Origin of the sequence: Sphingomonas sp. PP-CE-3G-477 (assembly GCF_003050745.1) — a bacterium.
Classification (GTDB): domain Bacteria; phylum Pseudomonadota; class Alphaproteobacteria; order Sphingomonadales; family Sphingomonadaceae; genus Sphingomonas.
In genome coordinates this window covers 24,465-48,985 of sequence record NZ_QAOF01000014.1, presented here as the reverse complement: position 1 = coordinate 48,985, position 24,521 = coordinate 24,465, and the positions used below count along the sequence as shown (strand labels likewise).

Here is a 24,521-nt window from a genome sequence, read left to right as displayed (position 1 = left end):
GAGGAGCCCGAGAACCGCAAGCCGCCGCCCACATGTCCCTTCATCTTAACCTACAATGTCAAAGAGCCGACAAAAATACCGACACTCGCATAACCCCTCCTTGCGGAAGGTTTGGAGCATCTGGTTTTTTGCGACCGTAGCAACCAGACCGTGTGGCCGTTCGCTGCGGTGACACCCCTCTAGGGGCGCTTCCGATTCGCGTCAAACACAATCTTTCACATTTGTGGCAATTTTTGCCGGCTGACGCGTTTGTGACGCCCATGCCCTTGGAATCGGTGCCGATGGCAATCCGCTGCCAACGGATACGGGAACGCTGGTTGCCCTATCGCTCAAGGCCGACCTCGTAAGCCGGAGATATGGAGCATACGCGTAGCGCTTAAGCGCTTGTGAAGACCGACGCCCTATACCGACGATACGATGGACACCGTCGACCTCCCCCCAGTTCGCGGCGCCGGATCCGCGGAAAGCCTGCTGCCCGGACAAATTCGGACGGCGCTCCTGTGGCGCTCGGGTAGCCAGATCGTCGCGCAACTCATCCAGTGGGCCGCCACCTTTGCGGTAATCCGCATTCTCGTACCCGCCGATTACGGGCTGTTCGCGATGGGTCAGGTGGTGATCGCGTTGCTGGCAATGCTCGACGGCTATGGGCTCGCCAATGGGCTGATCCGACAGAAGACCGTCGAACACCGCGACGTGCGCCAGCTGTTCGGCATGCTGATCGTGCTCAACCTTGCCCTGGCCATCGGTCAATTGGCGCTCGCTCCCTGGGCTGCCGCATATTACCGGCAGCCGATCGTCGGCGACATGCTGCGCGTTCAGGCCGTGCTGCATCTGACGACGCCGTTCATCGTGCTGCCCTATGCGTTGCTCGCACGGACGATGGATTTCCGCCATCAGGCCAAGGCGAACGTCGTTGCGTCGGTCGCGTCTGCGATCACCGCACTGGGCGGCGCGCTCTATGGGCTCGGGATATGGACGCTGGTGCTGGCGCCAATCGTCCTGTTCGGAATCCGCGGGGCGATGATGACGTGGGGCGCACGGTCGCTCGTATGGCCGAGTTTCGACTTTCGGGGTGCGGGACCGATCGCGCAGTACGGCGGCATGATGGCGGCGGGGCAGCTATGCCTGTTTCTCCAGAGCCAAGCCGACGTGGCCATCGCCGGGCGTAGTTTCTCCGCCCACATGCTCGGCATCTATACGACCAGTCTGTTCCTGGCGCAGATCTTCGTCGCGAAGTTCGTGCCGCCGCTGAACGAAGTCGCGTTCTCCGCCTATGCACGGATGCATCATGAGCCGGGTGCGATCGGCCGCGCGTTCGTGAAAGGCCTGCGGATGGTGATGATCGTCGCGATGCCGTGCTATATGGGGTTGGCCGCGACCGCCGAACCGCTCGTGCTGACCATCCTCGGTGAAAAATGGCACGAGATGGCGCCCGTGGTTCGACTGCTGGCACTCGCGATGCCGTTCATGACGCTGCAGATATTGCTGGTGCCAGCGTCCGATACGTGCGGACGACCGGGGATCGGTGTACAGAACGGCGCGGTCGGGGCGTTGATTCTGACGATCGCGTTCCTGGCCGGCGCGCAGTGGGGACCGATCGGCCTGGGCGCCGCGTGGATCGCGGCGTATCCCGTTTATCTTGGCATCAGCGCGTGGCGGACTTTACCCGTCATCGGCGTGTCCCTGCGCGACTTTGCGCGCGCCGTGGCCCCCCCTGCGCTGGCAGCGATCGCGATGGCACTGATCATCGGACTGATCGACCGCGGCATACGACCATTGGGTGTTCCGTTGCGACTGACGATACTCGTCATGGCAGGTGCATCGATTTATGCCGCCTGGCTGTATGTGTTCTCACGGCCGGCGATACACGACCTGATGGCGGTGGTGCGCAGACAATCGGTGAGAGACCAGGAAACCACGAGCGACTAGAGCGCCATGGTTATTCAGTAGCGTGGTTTGGCGAGCATTGCTGACTGGGCGAGATCACCTGCCGGGCGAGGTCACCGGCCCCTCCCGCAACTGCCAAGCCACGGCTGCCCAAAGCCTATCGAGGGTTGTGCGCATTGCGCTGGCTACGGCGAGCTTCGATCGTCGATGATCGAGATCGCCCCGTCCTTCGGACGATTTCCTTGGCGTCGAGGATATCCGAGCGGTCCATTCCATGTCCCTGCTCGTACGGCTGACCGGGTACGCCGAGGCATCGCGTCCTCATAACGAACGCACCCTCAGCCCCGAAACCCCTGCAAACCGGCCGAGGTGATGTGGGCGATGTCTTACGCACCCAGCATCACCTCGATTCCAATATTATCGCGCTTTGCGGGGAAACGCCCTAGTTCAGGACCACGGTCACAGCACGACGGTTCGCCGCCCAGCTCTGGTCGTCCGAGCCCATCGCGACCGGGCGCTCCTTGCCGTAGCTGATCGTCGTCATCCGCGACGACGACACGCCCTTCGCTGCCAGATAGTTCTTGGTCGCGTTCGCCCGACGATCGCCGAGCGCGAGGTTGTACTCGCGCGTGCCACGCTCGTCGGCATGGCCTTCGATCGTGATGCGCTGGTTCGGGAACTTCGCCAGCCACTGCGCCTGGCTGTCGAGGATCGCGCGGGCGGTCGGATCGATGTCGTACATGTCGAGCCCGAAATTCACCGTGTTCGAGCTGACCGAGCGCTGGAAGTCGGCATCCGACCCCGGCACGATCGCCCCGCCGACATTGCCGCCGTTCTGGCCCGCATTCGGATCGACCGGCGCGTTGTTGTCGACCGGTGCGGGCGGCAACACTTCGGGACGCTTCTTGGCACAGCCGGCGACGGCGATCAGCGCGGTGCACGCAAGCAAGATGTTGGAAAGCTTCGACATAGATAGTCTCCCGTAGAAAATCACGTTTCCCCGTTATGCCCCCATAGCAGGTTCAGGGCCGCAGGGGGCCCCATGCCGGATCCGAGCCGTCGAGCGGCGTCGGGATTTTCCGCTCGTTGACGCCGGTAAGGTCGACCGACCAGAGGTCCGCCTTGCCGCCGCTACCGCGTCCCGAACGATAGAAGTTGATCACGCGACCGTTCGGCGACCAGCTCGGACCCTCGTCCTGCCAGTCGTTGGTCAGCAATTTCTCGCCGCCGCCGCTCGGGCTCATGATACCGATGCGGAAGCCGCCGCCGAGCTTGGTGAACGCGATCAGGTCGCCGCGCGGGCTCCACACCGGCGTCGCATAGCGCCCACCGCCGAAGCTGATCCGCTGCTGGTTCGAGCCATCGGCGTTCATCACGTAGATCTGCTGCCCGCCCGAGCGATCGCTCTCGAACACGATCTTCGAGCCGTCCGGCGAATAGCTGCCGCCGGTGTCGATCCCCGGCGAATTGGTCAACCGCTGCGGCGTGCCACCCTGCGACGACACGCGGTAGACGTCGGTGTTGCCGCCCTGCGCCATCGAGAACAGGATGTTGCGACCGTCCGGCGAGAAGCGCGGCGCAAACGTCAGGTTCGCGTTCGCCACGACGAGCCGCTGCTTGCCCGAGCCGATGTCGTAGACATAGATCGCCGGGCGATTGTTGAGATAGCTCATATAGACGATCGACTGCTGGTTCGGCGCGAACCGCGGGGTCAGGACGATCGACTGGCCGTTGGTCAGGAAGCGGTGATTGGCGCCGTCCTGATCCATGATCGCGAGCCGCTTGATGCGGTGGCCCTTGGGTCCGGTCTCGGACACGTACACGACGCGGCTGTCGAAATACGCGCCTTCGCCGGTGAGGCGGGTGTAGACCATGTCGGCGCATTTATGCCCTGCGCGACGCCAGTCCGACGGCGGCACGACGAACCCGGTGCGGGTCAGTTCGGCCTTCGACGATACGTCGTAGAGGTAGCAGCCGACGGTCAGGTTGCCGTCGCCGTTCGCTCGTATGAAGCCCTGAACCAGCGCCTGCGCGCCGGTGCTGCCCCAGTAATCGAACCCGGGGGCGGTGACTTCGGGGAAGGTAATTGGGCGGAGCTGGCCTGGGGATAGCGGCGTAAACAGGCCGGAATTACGCAGATCGTTGGTAACGATGTCGGCGAGCTGGCGACCGAGCACGTCGGTCGATCCTGCGGGCGTCGACACCACCGCAGCGGTCGGCATCACGGGAATCGCGATCGGCATCGGTGCGGAAATGCCGCCGGTGACGTCGACCACGAGTCCGCCGGACTGATCGCCTGCCGCTGCCTGCGCTGCAGTATCGGCGGGGGCTTGCTGGGGTGCCGGCGCTGGTGCGTCTTGCGCATACGCTGCACTGCCGGAGACGAACGCGAGCAGCCCAACCGAAGCAAGAACCGATCGAGTCATACGCCCACCCAACTCCACCCCGGCGAAGGCCGGGGCCCAATTGGGGGACGCCGCTGAGGGAGCGTTGCGCATCATTACATCGACCTTCGCAATTGGGCCCCGGCCTGCGCCGGGGTGGTTACCTTGCGTTGATCGGTCAGCTGTAACCGGAAGGGTCTGGCGCGAAGGGAAGAACCCCAGGATCGATCGAGTCATAACGGACATCCTCAGCCGGGAAGTTTGTAGCGCAGGCTGAAATTGCTCCAGCCGTTCTGCACGTCATACAGGTCGTCGGGCAAACCGCGTAGCGGCGAACATCCGACGAAGGTCGCGATCGCCAAATCGTCAACGCGGTCGACATAGCGCCGGTTGTCGTCGTCGACGCCGGCATGACCGCTGATCGTCGGCCGCGACTTCAGCGTGCCGTCGCGGTTGAGCTTCAGGTTGATCGTCACGCGGATCCGCTCGGCGCCCGGCCCCGGCGTGACCTGGCGGTTGGCGCAGGGCTGCACCTGGCGCAGGATTGCCGAGCCGATGTTCGCCGCCGCCTGCGCGCCGAGCTTGGCCGCCTTGGGCGCTTCCGACTTGCTCGGCGACGGATCGGCCGACAGCCCCTTCAGGAAATTGTCGCCGAGCCGCGACCCGCGTGGCCGTGAGGTCTTCGCCTCGGCGGTCGAGCCGCTGCCCTTGGTCGAGGACGGTTTCGCGGGCTTGGCCGACGACGCGGACGAGGACGTCTTCGCGGGCGCGGCGCTCGGTTTCGCCGCAGCCTTGGTCGGCGCGGACTTCGCGGGCGCGGCCTTGGCGGGTGGCGCCTTCTCGGCCTTGGGCTGTGGCTTCACGACGGGCTTAGGGACCGGCGCGGGGTTTGCGACAGGTTTCGGCGGCGCGGGCCTGGGTTTGGGTTGAGGCTTCGGCTCGGGTGCCGGTTGCGGTTTGGGCGCAGGTTTCGATGGGGCGGGCTTGGGCTGCGGCGCAGGCGGCACGGGATCGGGCTTCGGCTCGAGCTCGGCTTCTTCCGGAGCAGGCGGCGCGGCATCCTCGGGCGCACCCTCGTCCGGCGCGACCGATTCGGCCGGCGTCTCCACCGACTGCGGCGCGGTCGCCTCGAGCGCGACATCGGGCACGAGGCTCACGTCGATCGGCTGCTGCTCGATCTTCTTCGGCAGTTCGGGCGCACCGAGAAAGCCGAGCGACAGCGCGCCGAACAGCAGGACGTGCCCGACGACCGCGACGCCAAGGCCGATCTTCTCCGAACGGTCCATCAGCCAGCCATCAGTTCTGGTTACCCTCGACGGTCACCAGCGCGACGCGGTTCAGCCCAGCGCGGTTGAGTTCGCCCATCACGCGCATCACGCGGCCGTAATCGAGCTTCCGGTCCGCGCGCAGCAACACCTGCGGTTCGTCGCCGACCGCTCGGCTGGCGGCGATCGCGGCCAACCGGACCGGCAACGCGTCGTCGGTCACCTGATCCTTGTCGATGAACAGCGCGCCGGTGCCGTCCATCGAGATCTCGACCGGCTTCTGCTCCTGGTCGAGCGCCTTCGCACGCGCGTCGGGGAGGTTCACCGGCACGCCCGCGGTCATCAACGGCGCGGTCACCATGAAGATGATCAGCAGCACGAGCATCACGTCGACCAGCGGCGTAACATTGATATCCGCCATCGGCGCGCGACGGCCGCGACCGCGGCTGGAGGGAAGGTTCATCGCCACTCTACTCCCCTCCCGCTCGCGGGAGGGGTCGGGGGAGGGCAGTGCCGCGAATGCTGCTGTCGGAGGAGAAGGTAGAAGCCCCTCCCCTGACCCCTCCCGCAAGCGGAAGGGGAATAAGAAGGACCATCATCGCGAGCCGTCCAGTTGGCGCGACAGGGTCGTGTGGAAACCGTCGGCGAAGCGGTTGAGGCTCGCTTCGATCCGGTTGATGCCGTGCGAGAAGCGGTTGTACGCGATCACCGCAGGAATAGCCGCGAACAGCCCGATCGCGGTGGCGAACAACGCCTCCGCGATCCCCGGCGCGACCACCGCGAGCGACGTGTTCTGCGCCGCCGCGATGCTGGTGAAGCTTCGCATGATGCCCCAGACCGTACCGAACAGCCCGACGAACGGCGCGACCGAGCCGACCGTCGCCAGCACGTTGAGCCGATCCGACAGCTTGTCGATCTCGCCCGCGACCGCAGCACCCATCGTCGTCGCCAGCCGCTCGCGCGTACCGCTCTTGTCGATCGTGCCGCCCGCGGTCGAGCGCCGCCACTCGGTCACGCCGGCCGCGAACACACGCGCCGACGGCAGGTCGTTCTCGCCCTCCGCCTTGTAGAAGACGTCGATATCTTCGGCCTTCCAGAAATCGCGCTCGAACCGGGTCATGCCCTTGCGCGTCTTGCCGATCCGCCGCCAAAACGCGACGATCAGCGCCCAGGTCCAGATGCTGGCGAGCAACAGCCCGATCATCACGCCCTTCACCACCCAGTCGGCCTGGAGGAACAAGTGGATCGGCGACAGCGTCGCGCTATCCATAGTCAACACCGGATTCATGCTTCCCCCTGCCAGACAAGGCGTTCGTAGATATCGATCCAGGCGCGCGGCTGGCGGCGTGGGCGGCCATTGGGAGCGACCAATGCCGCCACCACGTCCGCCTCGGCCAAGACAAGCCCGTCGCGCATGACCCTTTGATGAATGGTGACCCCGGCCGAGCGGACACGGCGTATCCGCGAGACGACCAGCAAGGCGTCGTCGAGCTTCGCCGGTGCGGCATAGCGGATAGCGACGCTGGCGATCGCGTAGGAGCCCTCGCCCGCCTCGAACGTCGCGCGCTGGTCGATCCCGCCGACCCGCAGCATGTCGGACCGCGCGCGTTCCATGTAGCGCAGGTAATTGGCGTGATAGACCGCGCCCGACAGATCGGTGTCCTCGAAATAGACGCGCACCGGAAACCGGTGCTCGCGCCCGTCGAAGCGGCCTTCCGCCGGACGATCTGAAACCTCAGCCATTCCCGCGGCTGTTAACCCAGTCTTTGCAGGGAAGCCAAGCTTTGCTGTGAGAACGCGTTGGGCGGACGTGACGGACCTACCGATCCTCGCCCGCCAAGGGGAGGATTACAGTTCGTTTACTGGAAGACGCTGGCGTCGAGTTTCAGGCGAGGCTGCGCGGGCGGTACCGGCTGCGAGATCGGCTGGAGACGCGCCTGCGTGATCGTCTGCACCGGCATGTTCGACGCATATTGGCGCGAGACGGCGAGCTGCGGCTGGACCGGACGCACCGTGCGACCGCGCCATGCATCGACCGCGCGGTAGAAATCGGTGAACGGCCGCTCGAGCACCGGCAGGTTCTGTGCGGCGAACGCGGGCAAGGCCTCGGCGGTCAGACCGGCGCTCTGGGCGAGCACCGTGCCTGCCGCGGCGCAGAAGTCGTCGCGCGCGGGCGACTGCGAGAAGAAGTTGTAGAGCCGAGTCATCGAATCGTCGTAGCGATCCTGCCAGTCGCCGCCGCCCGACTTGTATTCGCTGGCATAGGTGGCCTCGGCCTTGGCGAGCACCGGCTTCTGCGCCGACAGCAACGCGTTGTAGCCCGCGACGATCACCACTTCCTGCGGCCCGCGACACGCCAGCGCGGCGACGTTAAGCGCGGCGCGGAGATGCCAGACCTTGGCGGACGTCGTCAGGTTGCGATTCGGTGTCGGATAGGTACCATCGGCGAGCGCGACCGGGATGACGATGGTCGGCGACGCGCCCTTCGGCATCGTCGGCGCGGGCACCGGCACCATGATCACGGGCGGCGCGACCTGCGCGACGGTCCGTGGTTTCTGTGCGCAACCGGCCAGCAGGCCCAGCGCGGTAACGGACAGCAAAGCAAACCGACGACTCATCGCAACCACCTCATGACGTCCCCCGACGGGACACTCTATGGCGGGGATTAGGTTAACGAGACGTAAGCCGTACGAGGTTTGCGGCGAGTGGAGAGGGGAAGGGGTTGGGGGTTAGCGCTGGCGCGAGGGATGTGATGCCGCGTGAACCTCACCCCCCACTCCACCACCCCGGCGAAGGCCGGGGCCCAGTTGGAAAGGTTGCAGTAACGGAGCGCAACCTCAGTCAGCGACGTCCCCCAATTGGGCCCCGGCCTCCGCCGGGGTGGTGCTTGGTGAAGCCGAGGGATTCAGCCTGAAGAGGCGCTGCCCTATCGATCCTCCGCCTTGCGGGGAGGATCAAAGCTACTTCAAACCGCGCGCGCTTCCAGCGCCGCGGCCGCCTGCGCCATCAGTCCGCCGATGATGTCCGCGACCGGCTCCTCGCGCTTGACCATGCCGACCGACTGGCCCGCCATCACCGAGCCATGCTCGACATCGCCGTCGATCACCGCGCGGCGCAGCGCACCCGCCCAGTAATGCTCGATCTGCAACTGCGCCTCGGCCATCTCGACGACACCGCCATCGAGATGCCCGGCAACCTCACGCTGCTTCGCCGTGAACAACTCGCTCGACGCGTTCTTTAGCGCGCGGACCGGGATCACCGGAAGCCGCGCATCGATCTGCACGCTGGCGATCGCATCACGCGCCGAGGCACGGATGAACGCCTTCTTGAAATTGGCATGCGCGATCGACTCGGTCGCGCACACGAACAGCGTGCCGAGCTGGACGCCCGCCGCGCCCATGTCGAGATACCCCGCGATCGCTTCGCCGCGACCGATCCCGCCAGCGACGAACACCGGCACTTGTTCCGCGATCTCGGGCAGCATCTCCTGCGCCAGCACGCTGGTCGAGACCGGACCGATATGGCCGCCAGCCTCCATCCCCTCGATCACCAGCGCGTCGACGCCCGAGCGGATCAGTTTCTTCGCGAGCGCCAGCGCCGGCGAGAACGCGATCAGCTTTGCGCCCGTTTCCTTGATCGCCTCGATGCTGCCCTTGGGCGGCAGGCCACCGGCGAGCACGACGTGGCCGACCTTGTGCTTGGCGCAGACCGCGATCAACTCGAACAGATCGGGGTGCATCGTGATCAAGTTCACGCCAAACGGCTTGTCGGTCATCGCCTTGGTCGCGGCGATCTCGGTATCGAGCAGCGCGGGCGTCATCGCGCCGCACGCGATCACGCCGAACCCGCCCGCGTTGGAGATCGCCGAGACGAGGTGACGCTCGCTCACCCAGGACATCGCGCCGCCGAGAATCGCGACCTCCGACCCGAGGAACGCGGCGCCACGCGCCATCCGGCGTTGCAGCCGCTCAGTACCGATCGTCATGCATCCATCCCCGTCGTCCCGGCGCCTGCCGGGATCATGTCGTTATCTATCAAGCTCAAGCCGCATCCTCGGCGTCGAGCCCGTACGCCGTGTGCAGAACACGCACCGCCAGCTCGGTATAATCCTCTTCGATCAGCACGCTGACCTTGATCTCCGACGTCGCGATCGCCTGGATGTTGATGCCGCGTTCGCCGAGCGTCGTGAACATCGTCGAGGCGACGCCCGCATGGCTGCGCATCCCGACGCCAACGACGGACACCTTGGCGACGCGCGTGTCGTGGACAATCGTCGCATAGCCGATCGCATCCTTCGCCTTGTCGAGCACGTCGAGCGAGCGCGCGAGATCGGCCGCCGGTACCGTGAACGTCACGTCCGTAGAACCGGTCGAATGCGCGACGTTCTGCACGATCATGTCGACGTTGATCCCCGCATCCGCGAGCGGCGCGAAGATCGCGGCGACCGAGCCCGGCCGATCGCTGACCTGCGTCAGGGTGATTTTCGCCTCGTTCTTGTCGTGCGCGATGCCGGTGATGAGCTGGCGTTCCATATCGTCGATTTCCTCTTCGCCCACGATCAACGTGCCGCGGTGACCATCATTGGTGTCGCCATCCTCGAACGAGGACAATACGCGCACACGCACATTCTCTTTCATCGCCAGGCCGACAGACCGCGTCTGCAACACCTTGGCACCGACGCTGGCGAGTTCCAGCATCTCTTCGTACGTGACCTTGCTCAGCTTCCGCGCGCGGGGCACGATCCTGGGGTCGGTCGTGTAGACGCCGTCGACGTCGGTATAGATATCGCAGCGATCGGCCTTCATCGCCGCCGCCATCGCTACCGCCGACGTATCCGAGCCGCCGCGGCCTAACGTCGTGACGCGCTGGCCGTCCGCGACGCCTTGGAAACCGGGGATCACGGCGACGACGCCGTCCGCGAGGCTGGCGTCGAGCGCGGCCGTGTCGATCTCGCCGATGCGCGCCGATCCGTGCGCGTCCGACGTGTTGATCGGCAACTGCCAACCAAGCCAGCTGCGTGCCTTGCAGCCCGCCGCCTGCAGAGCGATCGCGAGCAGGCCACTCGTGATCTGCTCGCCGGCCGAGACTACGACGTCGTATTCCTTGGCATCGTACAACGACGACGCCTCGCGGCAGAAGCCGACAAGCCGGTCGGTCTCGCCCGCCATCGCGGAGACGACGACGGCGACCTGGTTGCCGGCGTCGACTTCGCGCTTTACGCGCGCGGCGACGTTGCGGATCCGCTCGATCCCAGCCATCGACGTCCCGCCGAATTTCATCACGATACGGGCCATTGGCAGCGCAAATCCCTTTGGGTCGAAGCGGCGCCCTGATAGGTAGCGCGCATGATACTGGCAAGTGACACCGTAAACGGCGCAACAATCGATCCGCGCGAGGCCGCGCATTTCGGCACCATGGCAAAGGACTGGTGGGATCCGAAGGGCTCGTCGGCCCCGCTCCACAAGCTGAACCCGCCGCGGTTGCGCTACATCCGCGAGCAGGTGGACGCGCATTGGGGTGGCGATGGTGCGACCTTCACCCCGCTGGCGGGGAAGACCGCGCTCGACGTGGGGTGTGGTGCGGGGTTGCTGTGCGAACCGCTCGCCCGTCTCGGTGCAGAGGTGACGGGGATCGATGCGGCACCCGAGAATATCGCGGTGGCGGAGATCCATGCAGCGCAGAGTGGGCTGGCGATCGACTACCGTGCGGGGGGAGTCGAGGGGCTGGTTGGACAGTTCGACCTCGTCACCAGCCTCGAGGTGATCGAGCACGTCAGCGACCCTGCCGGCTTCGTGCGCGGTCTCGCGCGGACACTGGCGGAGGGTGGGTTGCTGATTTTCTCGACGCCCAACCGGACGCCGTTGTCGCGGCTGGCGATGATCACCGTTGCAGAGGGTACTGGGGTCATTCCCAAGGGCACGCACGACTGGAACAAGTTCCTGACGCCCGAGGAACTGACCGCGTTGCTGAAGGATGCGGGGCTTCGCGTGACGGATACGCGGGGGCTGAGCTTCTCGCCGGCCACTGGTTTCACTCTGAGCGACTCGACGAGCCTCGATTACTTCCTGACTGCGGTAAAAGCCTGAGCGTGCCCCCTCTCACACCACCCCGGCGGAGGCCGGGGCCCAATTGGGAAAGCCGTGGTAACGAAGCGCAGTCCTTAGCCATTACCGTCCCCCAACTGGGCCCCGGCCTCCGCCGGGGTGGAAGCGGTGGGTATGGTGGCATTCGTGGCTGAGCACACCGCTCCCCAACAATGTTCACCCGCGAAGGCGGGTGCCCAGTCTGGACACCCGCCTTCGCGGGTGAACAATCTTCTGATGCTCGCAGCGCTGGCGATGTTCCTCATCGCCCTCGCAATCCTTCGCCCGGTCGATCACGACGAGAGCCAGTACGTAGCCGCCGCCCTCCTCACCGCGCACGGCCTGCTCCCCTACCGGGATTTCGCCTACCTCCAGACCCCGCTCCAACCCTATCTCTTCGCCCCGATCGCTCTGATTGCGGGCACCTGGACTTGGCCAGCCCTCCGCATAACTAACGCCCTCCTCGGCGCAGCCGCCATCGCCGTCGTCCACCGTGCCGCGCGCATTGGCGGCGCCAGCACCCGCGCCGCCACCATCGCAACCGCCCTGTTCGCCACCTGCGACATCCTCCTTTTCAGCATCGGCACAGCCCGCAACGACGCGCTCCCCGCAGCCTGCCTCGCGCTGGCCCTCCCCGCGATCGTCCGCACCGCCCGCGACCAGGCAAGTCGCCGCGACGCGATCCTGATCGGCGCGCTGCTCGCCGCCGCCGCGACCGCGAAAATCTCCTACGCGCTCCCCGCGCTGACCTACGGTATCTGGACGCTGTTCCGCGCCGACCGCCGCCCGTGGTGGACCCTGCTGGGCACGCTCCCGTTCGTCGCTCTGACCACAGCCCTATTCCTCCCGGCACCCGAAGGCTTCCTGTTCGGCGTCATCAGCTTCCCGGGCCAAGCACCCACCGAATGGTACCAGTCCCGCCCCTGGAAGCTGTCGAACACCGTCAAGATTATCGACACCCTCAAGTTCCTCGCGCTCGGCCCTGCCCTGCTCGCGATCGTCGCTACCACCGGCAGGCGCCATCGCTGGCACCTGATCCTCGACCTCCTGATCCTCGCCGGTTTGATCGCCGCGCTCGCGCCGGTGCCGACATGGCGGCAATATCTGCTGCCCATGCTCCCTGCACTGTTCGTGCGGCTCGCGCTGGTCTGGCACGCGCACCCGCCTGGCAAGGCGATGCGGATCGCGGCAGTCGCCTTCGCCTGCGCCGGACTCGCCCCCACGATCGAAGCCGTCGCGAGCGGGCGCATCCCAATGCGCGACGCGATGCGCGACGCCTCAGCCGTTCGCCAGACGCTGGACCGCGAACACGTAACGGGCCCGGTCGCGACGCTCTCCCCACAATTCCTCCCCGACAGCGCGATCGATCCACGCTTCGCCACAGGCCCGTTCTATTTCCGCAGCACCGCGCTCCTGAACGCGGATCAGGAATACCAACTCCGCCTGGTCTCGCACGCACGGATGCGCCTACTCGGCCAACCGCCCGCGATCATGACCGGCGGCGAAGGCGCGTGGAGCAGTGGCGACGAACGGATCGACGCAGCGCTCGCCACCTACGCGATTCGCGAAGGCTATCGCGCGGTCCCCGTCCCCGACACCCGCTTCAACCTGTACGTCGCACGCCGTGCTTCGCCGCGACCAGCCTCGCATAATAATCCATAAGCTCCACCGCATGCTCACGGTCGCTGCGCACATGTCGAGCCGCCACCGCGGCCGCGCGGCGCAACATCGCCGGATCGCGCGAGAACAACCGGCCGATCGCCGCCGCCGCACTCTCGGCATCGCGCGCCGCGTAGAGCTCGCTCGCGTGGCGGTCGGCGACCTCCGCGCACCCGCCCGTATCCGGCACGATCAGCGGCAGGCCCGACGCCATCGCTTCCGACGCGACCAGCCCGAACGGCTCCGCCTCCGACCCGTGGATCAGCGCGTCGCAACTCGCCATGATCCGCGCCAACCGCTCGCGATCATACACCGGCGCGAACATCCGGATATGCGGCGAGCCCCCGATCCGCCGCTGGATCGCCGTGGTCTGCGCGCCCGCACCGATCAGGACAAGCCCGACAGGCAGGGTCGCCCCCGCCCGCGCCACCGCATCGACCACCAGCGGCCAGCGCTTCTCGCCGTGATGCCGCCCGAGCCCGAGCAACAACATGCCGTCCTCGAGCAAGCCGCACTGCCGCAGCAACGCCGCGCGCAGCCGGGTATCGCGCAGATCCGGCGAGAAATGCCCGCGCTCGATCCCCAGCGGCATCGCCGCGTCGATCCGCAGCCCGCGCGCGCGCAACCGCTTCTCCAGCGCCGGGCCGTTGGTGACGACGACATCGTATTTCTCGAGGAAGCGTCGCATGTACCGGCTGTACCAGGCGAACCCGCGCTCGATCTGGTCGTGGCTCGCGACGCCGGCGAACCAGCGCTGTGCATAGGCGGCGATATTGTCGTTGTGCATGAAGAACGCCTTCACGGCGCGCCCCTGCCAGTCGCCGACGAACCATGCCGGCCGCCACGGCGAACAGCATTCGACCACGTCCGGATCGAGATCGTCGAGCACGCGGTGGATCGCGCCCTCGTCCCAGAACAACCCGTAGTTGCGATCGAACGGCATCCCCGGCGACTTGAGGTAGATGATCCGCCCGCCGCCCGGCCGCTCCTCGACGCGGTCTTCCTTGCCCGGCGCAACGACGATGAGTTCATGGCCCATGTCCGCCATGATCCCCATCTTCCGGTCGACATAGGTCCGCACGCCGCCGCCGGTCGGCGAGTAGAACTCGTTGACGTCCACCACTCTCACGACGTGACGGGCCCAAAGCCACCGAGCCCGCGCAGATACTGCACGGTGATCCGCACCGTCGTCACGCCCGCGCCGACCTCGACCAGCGCCTGCTCGACCTTCGGCCGCGACCGCCCGAGCTTCACGTTGCTCGCGAACCCGGCACCATCGGTCCAGAAACTGAACTTGTTCTTCCCGTCGCGATTATGCGTCAACAACAGCGCATAGCGGCCCGGCCGCGGCACTCGGATGCACAGCATCGGCGCCCCGCTCGGCGGCGTCGGCACCACCACGCGCCGAAACGTCTTTCCCGCCGCGATCAGCACGTGGTCGTCCTTGAGAAAGCCCGCTTCATCATCAGGATAAAGTTCGAGCTTCAACTCGCCCGTACGATCCTTCAGCCCGCTGACCTCGACCGCGATCGCCGGCCCCTCGCCCGGTCGACACGCCGCCGCATCGCTACCGAGCACCTGTGCCCCGGCCGGTCCCGCAAGCGCAGCGATCGCGGCCAGCGCGATACAGGCGCGTATCATGCGCGCAACCGGGTGAGTCCGGCGTGGATGCCGAACAGGATGACCAGCGCGACATGCACCAGCAACGTCAGCGCGGCGGTAAACGCGATCAACTCGGACAGCGCCTGGTCCTGCCCGATCAACAGGATCGCGGCGTTGGCGAACAGAAGATCCTTGTTCGGCACCAGTGGCAGGCGCGACACCAGCAGGCGCCCGGCGGCCAGGAACAGCCACATCCCGACCGGAACCCCGGGCAACGCATAATGCCAGGCGAACGCGATCAACACCGATCCGCACAGCAACCGGATGCAGTGGATCCCGAACACCCACCACAGTTTCGCGCGAGGCAGCGAGAACACGCGGCGCGAGAAGATCAGGAACGGCAGCGAGATCGCCAGCGTGACGCCGGCCGACGCCAGCACGGTGCGGAACTGGTCGTGCGTCAGCAGATGCCGGCCGAGCGGCAACGCGATCGCCACCAGCAGCAACGTGACCGCATTGCCCGCGATCGCCGACAGGATCGACACGTCCTTCACCGCGCCGAACGGCGACGCCACCATCCGCGCCTTCGCCCGCGCCCAGGCGTAGAAATACGCATCGCCGGAGTATCCGAACACGACTTCGTTCGCGATCCGCTTCTTGATCAGCGCGACGAGGCCGCCGAGCGGAATACCCCAGAGCCGCCGGAAGATGACGTAATCCCCGGTCGGCGGCGACATATAGAGCAGGCCGAAGCACAGATAGAAACGCGGGTCCTGCGGCACCGAGCGCGACAGCCCGGCAAGGCCATGCCCAAGCAGTTCGCGCCCCAGCCCGACGATCATCGCCAGCGTCAGCACCGCGCCGATGATCGCGGGCCAGCGGCTGCCGAGCGCCTTCAGCGGCTCGAGCCCGGCGCGCGCGATATCCGCATAGCCTTCGGATTCGGTCGACTTCGCACGCGTGTTCAATTGCCTGTCCTCAACCAATCGCTCTCAAGCCGCTCCACCGTCTGTCGGTCGGCCCAATAGCCGCCCGTCGATGCGCGTGCACGCAAAGTCGGTTTCATTCGGTCGCGATCTCCGCTTTATCCATCGCGCACTATGATGACCCCCATATGTCACCCGTGAGCGAGCCGCCGACCGCCCGGCACATCCTGACCTATGCCGAGGATCTGCGCGGCGGCGGGGTCGAGCGCGCGCAACTGCGCCTCGCATGCGGCTGGCTCGCGGCGGGGCGGCGCGTGACGCTGGCGATCGAGGATATTGCCGGGCCGTTGGCGGCAGAACTCCCGGAAGGTCTGGAGATCGTCACGCCCTCGCGGTTGCTGGGGTTGCCGGGGGTCGTGCGTCGCTTGGCGCCGGACGTGATCTTTTGCCCCGGTAATTTCTATACCGGCATCGCGGCATGGACCCGGTTGCGACTCGGCAAGACGTGCCCGCCGATCGTCGCGAAGATGTCCAACGCCCCCGCGCGCGCCGATCACGGCCGCCTGATGCACGCCGCGCACCAGGTCTGGCTGGCACGCCATGGGAGCTTCCTCGATCACCTCGTCGCGATGACCCCGGCGACCGCGGACGAGGCGGCGTTGGCGACCCGGATGATCGGGCGGATGAGCGTGATCCCGAACCCGCCAGCGGTGCCGATCCCCGGTGCGCTGCCCGACCTGCCGGCGCGCTACATTCTCGGCGTCGGTCGGCTCGAACCGCAGAAGCGCTGGGACCGCCTGATCGCTGCACTCCCGCTGCTGGCGGACCAGACGATACCGCTCGTCATCCTCGGCGAAGGTAGCGAGCGGGGGGCGATCGAAGCGCAAATCCACGCGCTCGGCTTAAGGGAGCGCGTTCTCCTGTTCGGCCACAGCAGCGATCCGCTGCCGGTCATGGCCCGCGCGGCGGTGGTCGTGCTGACCTCGGACTATGAAGGTGTGCCCGGTGTGTTGCGCGAGGCGCTGTCGGTTGGGACGCTGGTGATCTCCACCGATTCGAGCGCGGCGGTGGCGGAGATCATCGACCGCCCGGATCGCGGTACGATCGTCGCGAGGGACGATGCGGCGGCACTGATCTCAGCGTTGGATGCATGGCTAGCGCCAACTGCGCAACGCCCGGAGCCGGTCCCGCAGCCCGGTGCGGACTCGGCGGACCGCTATCTCGCGCTCTTCGACCAATTGGTCAGGCGCTAGCGCCCTAGCCTTTCTCGCCCCCGCCCCATTGTCGGTCTCCGCCCCCACCTTCTGTCATCCCCGTGGACGCGGGGATCCATACTGGCAAACCTCGGAAGATATGGGTCCCCGCGTCCGCGGGGATGACGGGGGTGGGCGATGAACCCGGATTAAGAGGGGGCACTAAACTCGATCAGGCCGTAGCCTCAACCTCAGCCTCGGCCTTCTCCTCTTCCCGCTCCGACCGTCGCTCGAGCGCGGTCTTCAACATCGCGGTCATCGGATCGGCCAGCGCCAGCCCCAGGATCCCGAACAGCGCGCTCGCCAGGATCTGCGCACCCAGCGTCAACGCCGGCGGCAGATCCACCGTGCGTTTGGCGACCATCGGCACGATCACATACCCGTCGATCGTCTGCACCACGAGGTACGTGCCGATCGCCCAATACCCCGTATCGACACCCGCGCTGAACCCGACCGCGACCATCAGCACGCCGGTCACGATCGCGCCGACGTTCGGGATGAACGCGAGAATCCCCGCGATGATGCCGAGCAGCATCGCCATCGGCACGCCGCCGACCGCCAAGGCGATGCCGCTCGCGACACCCTCGACCGCCATCCCGAGCAACCGCCCGGCGAGCAACCGCCGCAACGTCGCGCCCATCTTGACCAGCGTCTTGGCGAACTCGGGGCGCAGGTCGAGTGGCACCATCCACTGGAGCCCGCGCGAGTACGTGCCTGGGTCCATCGCGATGAAAAGCCCGAGGATCAGGATCATGAACATGCTGGTGATCGCGCCGATCGCGCTGCCCACCCACGACGTCACCCGCCCGACCGAGCCGAGCGCCTGCTTGACGATCCCGTTGACGTCCGACGCGCCCGGCATCAGCCCCTGCGACGTCAGATAGCCGGTGAAGCGATTGGCCTGCGATTCCAGAGTCGAGCGCAGCTGCGTCACCTGTTCGGTGACCTGCACGCCGGTCAGCACGAACGTGCCCACCAGGAACGCGAACGTCAGCAGCACGACGATCAGCAACCGCCAGCCACGCCCGATCGGCAGCACCCGCCCGAGCAGCCGCACGCCGCCATCGAGCAAGGCTGCGAACACGACGCCGGCAAAGATGATCAGCAACGGCTGCACCAGCACGATCAGCAGCGCGATCACGCAGGCGAGCCCGAGCCAGATCGCCGCGCGCTTCAGTTCCTTGCGCAGGAACGGATCGCGCATCTCGACCGGGCTCAGTTCGTCGACGGTCTTCGTCTCGGCCATCTCAGTTCGCCTTGGCGGGGTGCAGCGAGGTGCCCGCGCGATCCGAGCGCAGCGAGCTCCACCAACTCAGCGGATTGAACGTCGCATCGCCATCAAGGCTGAAGGTAATGAACTCCGCACGGCCGCCAAGATTCTCGTACGGCACCGGGCCGCCGAGCCCGAGCTGGCTCAGCGCGAACCGGCTGTCGGCCGAGCGATCGCGGTTGTCGCCCATCAGGAAGACGTGGTTCGCGGGGATCGTGATCTCCGCGAAATTGTCGCCTTGGCTGTCCGATTCGAGATCGATCGTCTCATAGCGGCGGCCGTTGGGGAGCGTCTCGGTATAGGTCGGCAGGCGGCACATCTCGCGGCCGTCGGGCAGCGTCTCTCGCGCGCCGGGATAGTCGATCTCGCTGCACGGACTGTTGGTATCGACCGGGATCAGCGTGTCGTGCAAGGGGCCCCGCTTCACCGCGACGCCGTTGAGGAACACGATCCCGCCGCGCACGGCCAGCTTGTCGCCAGGCAGGCCGATGACGCGCTTGATATAGTCGTTATGCGTCCCCGGCGGCGTCACGATCACCACGTCGCCGCGCGTCGGCAGCGAGCCGAACAGGCGGCCGTGCATGAACGGCAGCGACACGCTCCAACTGTCTTCTTGCTGGCGCAGCACCACGCCCTTGAAGATCGCGACCGGGTTGGGGATCGTCGGCGACACGAACGACCAGCCATACGCGAACTTGGTCACCACCAGCCGGTCGCCGATGCGAAGGCCCGGCAGCATCGATTCGCTTGGGATATAGAAGGGCTTGGCGATGAAGCTGTGGAAGCCGAGCACGACCAGGATCAGCCAGAATATACCCTTCACCTCGCCCCACCAGTCGGTGCCGCGGCGGCGGGTCGTTTCCGGTGTGGTGCCGGGCGGTGGCGCGGTATCGGCCGCAGTCGTCTGCGCGAGGGGCTTTTCGGGGAACTCGTTGCCGTCCAACGCCGCGTCCTTCATCGATTCGTATCCTGGCGCATGTCCGGGGATATCAGAGGTATAGCTTCGATGATCACAAAGGCCTGCGCCCACGGATGATCATCGGTCATCGTCAAATGCACGCGTGCGGCGTGGCCTTCGGGGGTCAACGCGTCAAGCCTAGCTTTGGCGCCTCCGGTCAGCGCCAATGTCGGCGCGCCGCTCGGGGCGTTGACCACGCCGATGTCGCGCATGAACACGCCCGCGCGAAACCCGGTCCCCACCGCCTTGGAAAACGCCTCCTTGGCGGCAAACCGCTTCGCCAGCGTCCCCGCCTTGGTAAAAGGCCGCCGCGCCGCCTTAGCCCGCTCGACATCGGTAAACACCCGCTGCTCGAACCGCTCCCCGAACCGCTCGACCGACGCCGCGATCCGCTCGATGTTACACAGGTCGGACCCGAGCCCGATGATCACGGCCGCACCCCAACCCCGTCATCCCAGCGAAAGCTGGGATCTCGTGCCGCAAGCGGACGCTTCGTCACCATGATATCCCAGCTTTCGCTGGGATGACGGCTGCGGCTTCTATCGCGCCGCATCCATAGCCTCGCGCATCAGCCGAACCGCCTCGCCAAGCCCAACGAACAGCGCCTCGCCCACCAGGAAATGCCCGATGTTCAGCTCACGCACCTGGCGGATAGCCGCGATCGGCGCGACGTTGTCGTAGGTGAGGCCGTGCCCGGCATGCACCTCGATGCCGTTCTTCGCCGCCAGCGCCGCTGCATCGGTCAGCCGGCGCAGCTCCGCCGTCCGCGCCTCGCCCGACAGTTCCGCGTACAGCCCGGTGTGAAGTTCGATCACCGGCACCTTGAGCCGCACCGCCGCTTCGATCTGGCGCGCAGCCGGTTCGATGAACAGCGACACGCGGATCCCCGCTCCCGCGAGCGCGTCGACCAGCCGCGCCATCCGGTCGTAATGCCCGGCGACGTCGAGCCCGCCCTCGGTCGTCAGTTCCTCGCGCTTCTCTGGCACGATGCACGCGGCATGCGGCTTGTGGCGCAGCGCGATGCCGAGCATCTCGTCGGTCGCCGCCATCTCGAGGTTGAGCGGGATTGTCAGTTCGGCCGACAACCGCGCGATGTCGTCGTCGGTGATGTGCCGCCGATCCTCGCGCAGATGCGCCGTGATCCCGTCCCCCCCCGCCGCCGCCGCGACCAGCGCCGCGCGCACTGGGTCAGGATACCCCGCCCCCCGCGCATTCCGCACCGTTGCGACGTGATCGATGTTCACCCCGAGGCGCAGGTCCCGGCTCATGCCGCAGCCCTGCTGCCTGGCTTGATCGCGGGGATCGCCGCCAGTTCGCGCGGCAAGGCGTCCGCCGGATAGGTCGGCACGTCGAGCCGGATCAGCGGGAAGAACGGCACGCCAAGATCCGCCGTCCCGTTCGAGCGATCGACCAAGGCCGCCGCCGCGACCGTCACGCCGCCAGCCCGCCCGATCGCCGCAATCGCCTCGCGCGACGACAGCCCGGTGGTGACGACGTCCTCCATCATCAGCACGCGCTGGCCGGGCGCGAGGCGGAACCCGCGGCGCAGTTCGAACACGCCGTCGGGGCGTTCGAGGAATACCGCCTCGACACCCAGCGCGCGGCCCATCTCGTGGCCGGCGATGACGCCGCCCATCGCCGGCGACACCACGATATCGATCTGCGCGCGCAACTCCGCCGGGATCGACGCCACCAGCGCCTCCGACAACCGAGCGCCACGTGCGGGGTCCATCAACACCCGCGCGCATTGCAGGTAGCGCGAACTGCGCAGGCCGGAGGACAGGATGAAATGCCCTTCGAGCAACGCTTCGGCAGCGCGGAATTCGGCGAGCACGTCGTCTTCGGTCATCGCGGGTCATCGCTCCAAATGGTCTGCCCGCGCTGATACGAGCGCGCGAAACTGCGTGCAACGAGAACCGGCGGCTCACCGTTATCCCACGTTTCATTGCACCCCGCCTCTCCTCCGTCATCCTGACGAAAGTCAGGACCCAGGATCACGAACGCCGTCCCCTGTGGCTCTGGGTCCTGACTTTCGTCAGGATGACGGGCGGTTAGTACGGCCGCCTGAAGGGCCCATACCAGACAATGCTTGAGGCGAGCCCCCCCGCTGGGTATAGCTCTACCCAAATCATAAGCAGACATCCGCGCGTCCGGAATCGGGTTCGCTATAAACCGGGGTCAAGAAAAACGATGCGCAAGATGGGGATGAGAGGATTTGCGATGGCAGCGGGGCTCGCACTGGCGAGTCTCGGTGGTGTCGCCGGGCATGCGGCCCAGCCGGCTGCCACGCCAACACCGCAGGCCGCCGCGGCGCCAGCCGGTGTCTCGAACACCGCGCCAACCACGGCCGCTGCGAAACCCACCGCCAACCCGAACAGCCCCGAGCTGGCGATGGACGGCGCCCCCGCGATGACGGTCAAGGCGATGATCGGCCAGCCGACCGACGGCCTGTTCGGCCTCCAGCCCCAGGTGACCAAGAACGGCCAGTTCGCGCACTGGATGCACAATTCGATCCTGGTGCCGACGATCACGATCATCTCGCTGTTCGTCCTCGCGCTGCTGTTCTGGGTCTCGTTCCGCTACCGCAAGGCACGCAATCCGGTCGCGTCGAAGACCAGCCACAACACCGCGATCGAGATCCTCTGGACGCTCGCCCCGGTCGTGATCCTAGTGCTGATCGCGGTCCCGTCGATCGGCCTGCTCCAGGCGCAGTTCAAGCCGGCCCCCTCGGGTGCCGTGACACTGAAGGCGATCGGCAACCAATGGTATTGGACCTACCAATATCCGGACAATGGCGGCTTCGAGATCACCGCCAACATGCTGAAGGAAAAGGCTGATGTCGCCGCAGGCGAGCGTGGCCGCACCGATGCCGACGGCCCCAAGCTCCTCGCCACCGACAACCGCATCGTCCTCCCGGTCGGCGTGCCGATCCGTCTGATCACGACCTCGAACGACGTGATCCACAGCTGGGCCGTGCCGGCGTTCTGGATCAAGCTCGACGCGATCCCCGGTCGCCTGAACGAGACCAGCTTCACGATCGACAAGCCCGGCCTGTATTTCGGCCAGTGCTCGGAACTCTGCGGCGCGCGCCACGGCTATATGCCGATCGCGGTCGAGGCCGTTCCGCCCGCCGAATACGCGGCGTGGGTCAAGGCCAAGGGCGGCACGATGCCGACCCCTGGCAAGGCGTCCGACAAGGTCATCCCGCAGCCCGGCGCCGATGGCTCTGCGGCGAAGGTCGAGGAGGCCGCAGAGACGGCGAACGCCACCGGCCCCGTGGAAAACGTGACAACCGCAGCCCCCGCAACGACGCAGGGCGCCACCTCAAACCCGGCCGGCGCCGGCAACGCGGGACAGTAAGATGACCGACACCGCTCTCCATCCGTCGGCGTTCGTCGCGCACGAATCGCACGACCACCACGATACCTATCATAAACCGGGTTTCTTCGCGCGTTGGTTCATGTCGACCAACCACAAGGACATCGGCACGCTGTACCTGATCTTCGCGATCGTCGCGGGGATCATCGGCGGCTCGGTCTCGGGGCTTATGCGCGCCGAGCTCGCGCATCCCGGCATCCAGTATCTGCAGGGCTGGGCGAGCATGCTCCACGGCGGCCCCGCCAGCCTCGACGAATCGCTCCATCTCTGGAACGTGCTGATCACCGCGCACGGCCTGATCATGGTGTTCTTCATGGTCATGCCGGCGATGGTCGGTGGCTTCGGCAACTGGTTCGTGCCGATCATGATCGGCGCGCCAGACATGGCGTTCCCGCGCATGAACAACGTGTCGTTCTGGCTGCTGATCCCCGCCTTCACGCTGCTGCTGGCGTCACCGTTCTTCGGTGGCGCGGGTAACGGCTGGACGCTCTATGCCCCGCTCTCGACCTACGGCGAGCCCGGGCCATCGACCGACATGGCGATCCTCGCGCTCCATCTCGCCGGCGCATCGTCGATCCTCGGCGCGATCAACTTCATTACGACGATCTTCAACATGCGTGCGCCGGGCATGACGCTGCACAAGATGCCACTGTTCGTGTGGTCGATGCTCGTCACCGCGTTCCTGCTGCTGCTGGCGCTGCCGGTGCTGGCCGCGGCGATCACGATGCTGCTGACCGACCGCAACTTCGGCACGACGTTCTTCGATCCGGCCGGCGGCGGCGACCCCGTCCTGTACCAGCATCTGTTCTGGTTCTTCGGCCATCCCGAAGTCTACATCATGATCCTGCCGGGCTTCGGCATCGTCAGCCAGATCATCTCGACGTTCAGCCGCAAGCCCGTCTTCGGCTATCTCGGCATGGCCTATGCGATGGTCGCGATCGGCGTGGTCGGGTTCGTCGTGTGGGCGCACCACATGTTCACCACCGGCCTCAGCGTGAACACCAAGATGTACTTCACCGCGGCGACGATGGTCATCGCGGTGCCGACCGGCATCAAGATCTTCTCGTGGATCGCGACGATGTGGGGCGGCTCGCTCACCTTCAAGACGCCGATGGTGTGGTCGATCGGGTTCATCTTCATGTTCACCGTCGGCGGCGTTACCGGCGTCGTGCTCGCCAACGGCGGCATCGACGATTACATGCAGGACACGTATTACGTGGTGGCGCATTTCCACTACGTGTTGTCGCTGGGCGCGGTCTTCTCGCTGTTCGCCGGGTTCTATTACTGGTTCCCGAAGATGACCGGCAAGATGTACAACGAGTTCCTCGGCCAGCTGCACTTCTGGGTGTTCTTCGTCGGCGTGAACGTGATGTTCTTCCCGATGCACTTCCTGGGCTTGCAGGGCATGCCGCGCCGCATCCCGGACTACACGCCGGAGTACGAGCATTGGAACACGGTCGCGTCGGTCGGCTACATGATCATGGCCGCGGGCATGGTGGTGTTCTTTGTCAACCTGATCTGGTCGCTGGCGGCCGGCAAGAAGGCAGGCGACAACCCTTGGGGCGACGGCGCGACGACGCTGGAGTGGACGATCTCCTCGCCGCCGCCGTACCACCAGTTCGATACGCTGCCTAAGATCGATTAAGGCGGACAAGGGCCCTCAGGCCCCCGCCCGGCCGGCGCGGCAAAGCCGCGTCCGACGACACGGGATTTACTCCCGTGTCGGGGCCAGCCAGGAGAACCAAACGCCTCGGGGAAACCCGGGGCGTTTTTTCGTCGAGCGTCCCCCACCGACACGCCCAGCGCCAGCAAGACCCAGATTCATCTTTCCGGAGGACAATCGCGCTATCCCTCCC

General features: G+C 66.3%; 23 protein-coding genes. 6 read left to right on the top strand and 17 right to left on the bottom strand.

Features of this window, described 5'->3' with window-relative positions:
* The first annotated feature begins 417 nt into the window (after positions 1 to 417).
* Positions 418 to 1,929 (top strand): lipopolysaccharide biosynthesis protein, encoded by a 1,512-nt coding sequence (locus C8J45_RS17845; RefSeq protein ID WP_107964488.1) that lies wholly within the window; start codon positions 418 to 420, stop codon positions 1,927 to 1,929.
* Between the two features lie 400 nt (positions 1,930 to 2,329).
* Here C8J45_RS17845 and pal read toward each other — a convergent pair whose 3' ends face one another.
* The 9 genes from pal to C8J45_RS17800 form a co-directional block, all read right to left on the bottom strand.
* Entirely contained in the window at positions 2,330 to 2,857 is a 528-nt protein-coding gene (pal, locus tag C8J45_RS17840; protein ID WP_107964487.1) for a peptidoglycan-associated lipoprotein Pal, read from the bottom strand.
* A 52-nt stretch (positions 2,858 to 2,909) separates the two neighbouring features.
* A complete protein-coding gene (tolB, locus tag C8J45_RS17835) occupies positions 2,910 to 4,313 on the bottom strand; it encodes a Tol-Pal system beta propeller repeat protein TolB (RefSeq protein WP_107964486.1) in 1,404 nt (467 codons plus the stop codon).
* A gap of 206 nt (positions 4,314 to 4,519) precedes the next feature.
* A complete protein-coding gene (locus tag C8J45_RS17830; RefSeq protein WP_107964485.1) occupies positions 4,520 to 5,557 on the bottom strand; it encodes a cell envelope biogenesis protein TolA in 1,038 nt (345 codons plus the stop codon).
* Positions 5,558 to 5,567: 10 nt separating this feature from the next.
* The gene (tolR, locus tag C8J45_RS17825) at positions 5,568 to 6,005 is read right to left on the bottom strand and encodes a protein TolR (RefSeq protein ID WP_056053220.1); all 438 of its coding nucleotides are present in this window, start codon (positions 6,003 to 6,005) and stop codon (positions 5,568 to 5,570) included.
* A gap of 126 nt (positions 6,006 to 6,131) precedes the next feature.
* Entirely contained in the window at positions 6,132 to 6,824 is a 693-nt protein-coding gene (gene tolQ / locus C8J45_RS17820) for a protein TolQ (protein ID WP_056053223.1), read from the bottom strand.
* Positions 6,821 to 7,279 (bottom strand): YbgC/FadM family acyl-CoA thioesterase, encoded by a 459-nt coding sequence (locus C8J45_RS17815; RefSeq protein WP_107964484.1) that lies wholly within the window; start codon positions 7,277 to 7,279, stop codon positions 6,821 to 6,823. The genes tolQ and C8J45_RS17815 overlap by 4 nt, the downstream gene beginning before the upstream one ends.
* Positions 7,280 to 7,395: 116 nt before the next feature.
* Positions 7,396 to 8,154 (bottom strand): hypothetical protein, encoded by a 759-nt coding sequence (locus C8J45_RS17810; protein ID WP_107964483.1) that lies wholly within the window; start codon positions 8,152 to 8,154, stop codon positions 7,396 to 7,398.
* Positions 8,155 to 8,501: 347 nt separating this feature from the next.
* On the bottom strand, positions 8,502 to 9,521 hold the full coding sequence (locus tag C8J45_RS17805) for a nitronate monooxygenase family protein (RefSeq protein ID WP_107964482.1): 1,020 nt from the start codon (positions 9,519 to 9,521) through the stop codon (positions 8,502 to 8,504).
* Positions 9,522 to 9,576: 55 nt separating this feature from the next.
* Complete coding sequence (locus tag C8J45_RS17800) at positions 9,577 to 10,830, bottom strand: aspartate kinase (protein ID WP_056054666.1); 1,254 nt, start codon at positions 10,828 to 10,830, stop codon at positions 9,577 to 9,579.
* Between the two features lie 51 nt (positions 10,831 to 10,881).
* On the opposite strand from C8J45_RS17800, the gene ubiG reads away from it, so the two are divergent.
* Positions 10,882 to 11,622: a bifunctional 2-polyprenyl-6-hydroxyphenol methylase/3-demethylubiquinol 3-O-methyltransferase UbiG gene (gene ubiG, locus C8J45_RS17795; RefSeq protein ID WP_107964481.1), complete on the top strand. Its 741-nt coding sequence runs from the start codon at positions 10,882 to 10,884 to the stop codon at positions 11,620 to 11,622.
* 219 nt (positions 11,623 to 11,841) lie between these two features.
* Positions 11,842 to 13,281: a DUF2029 domain-containing protein gene (locus C8J45_RS17790; RefSeq protein WP_258191521.1), complete on the top strand. Its 1,440-nt coding sequence runs from the start codon at positions 11,842 to 11,844 to the stop codon at positions 13,279 to 13,281.
* Here C8J45_RS17790 and C8J45_RS17785 read toward each other — a convergent pair.
* The 3 genes from C8J45_RS17785 to C8J45_RS17775 are packed head-to-tail and all read right to left on the bottom strand — an operon-like array spanning position 13,223 to position 15,848.
* Entirely contained in the window at positions 13,223 to 14,407 is a 1,185-nt protein-coding gene (locus C8J45_RS17785; RefSeq protein ID WP_107964480.1) for a glycosyltransferase, read from the bottom strand. The two genes, C8J45_RS17790 and C8J45_RS17785, sit on opposite strands and share 59 nt — an antisense overlap.
* A complete protein-coding gene (locus C8J45_RS17780; RefSeq protein ID WP_107964479.1) occupies positions 14,404 to 14,919 on the bottom strand; it encodes a DUF2141 domain-containing protein in 516 nt (171 codons plus the stop codon). Before C8J45_RS17780 ends, C8J45_RS17785 begins: the two co-directional genes overlap by 4 nt.
* Positions 14,916 to 15,848 (bottom strand): hypothetical protein, encoded by a 933-nt coding sequence (locus C8J45_RS17775; protein ID WP_181321277.1) that lies wholly within the window; start codon positions 15,846 to 15,848, stop codon positions 14,916 to 14,918. Before C8J45_RS17775 ends, C8J45_RS17780 begins: the two co-directional genes overlap by 4 nt.
* Before the next feature lie 146 nt (positions 15,849 to 15,994).
* Here C8J45_RS17775 and C8J45_RS17770 point away from each other — a divergent pair, with 146 nt between their 5' ends.
* The gene (locus C8J45_RS17770; protein ID WP_107964477.1) at positions 15,995 to 17,059 is read left to right on the top strand and encodes a glycosyltransferase; all 1,065 of its coding nucleotides are present in this window, start codon (positions 15,995 to 15,997) and stop codon (positions 17,057 to 17,059) included.
* Positions 17,060 to 17,231: 172 nt separating this feature from the next.
* On the opposite strand, the gene C8J45_RS17765 is transcribed toward C8J45_RS17770, so the two are convergent.
* The 5 genes from C8J45_RS17765 to pyrE form a co-directional block, all read right to left on the bottom strand.
* On the bottom strand, positions 17,232 to 18,305 hold the full coding sequence (locus tag C8J45_RS17765) for an AI-2E family transporter (RefSeq protein WP_107964476.1): 1,074 nt from the start codon (positions 18,303 to 18,305) through the stop codon (positions 17,232 to 17,234).
* A 1-nt stretch (position 18,306) separates the two neighbouring features.
* Positions 18,307 to 19,287 (bottom strand): signal peptidase I, encoded by a 981-nt coding sequence (gene lepB / locus C8J45_RS17760; RefSeq protein WP_107964475.1) that lies wholly within the window; start codon positions 19,285 to 19,287, stop codon positions 18,307 to 18,309.
* Positions 19,284 to 19,718: a holo-ACP synthase gene (acpS, locus tag C8J45_RS17755; protein ID WP_056066237.1), complete on the bottom strand. Its 435-nt coding sequence runs from the start codon at positions 19,716 to 19,718 to the stop codon at positions 19,284 to 19,286. Before acpS ends, lepB begins: the two co-directional genes overlap by 4 nt.
* 108 nt (positions 19,719 to 19,826) lie before the next feature.
* Entirely contained in the window at positions 19,827 to 20,555 is a 729-nt protein-coding gene (locus C8J45_RS17750) for a pyridoxine 5'-phosphate synthase (RefSeq protein ID WP_107964474.1), read from the bottom strand.
* Positions 20,552 to 21,136 carry an orotate phosphoribosyltransferase gene (gene pyrE / locus C8J45_RS17745; protein WP_056066243.1) on the bottom strand — a complete coding sequence of 195 codons (585 nt, stop codon included), beginning with the start codon at positions 21,134 to 21,136 and terminating at the stop codon, positions 20,552 to 20,554. The genes C8J45_RS17750 and pyrE overlap by 4 nt, the downstream gene beginning before the upstream one ends.
* Before the next feature lie 371 nt (positions 21,137 to 21,507).
* On the opposite strand from pyrE, the gene coxB reads away from it, so the two are divergent.
* Positions 21,508 to 22,647, top strand: coding sequence for a cytochrome c oxidase subunit II (coxB, locus tag C8J45_RS17740; RefSeq protein WP_258191519.1), 1,140 nt, complete (start codon positions 21,508 to 21,510; stop codon positions 22,645 to 22,647).
* A gap of 1 nt (position 22,648) precedes the next feature.
* Entirely contained in the window at positions 22,649 to 24,310 is a 1,662-nt protein-coding gene (gene ctaD, locus C8J45_RS17735; RefSeq protein WP_107964473.1) for a cytochrome c oxidase subunit I, read from the top strand.
* The last annotated feature ends 211 nt before the right edge of the window (positions 24,311 to 24,521 follow it).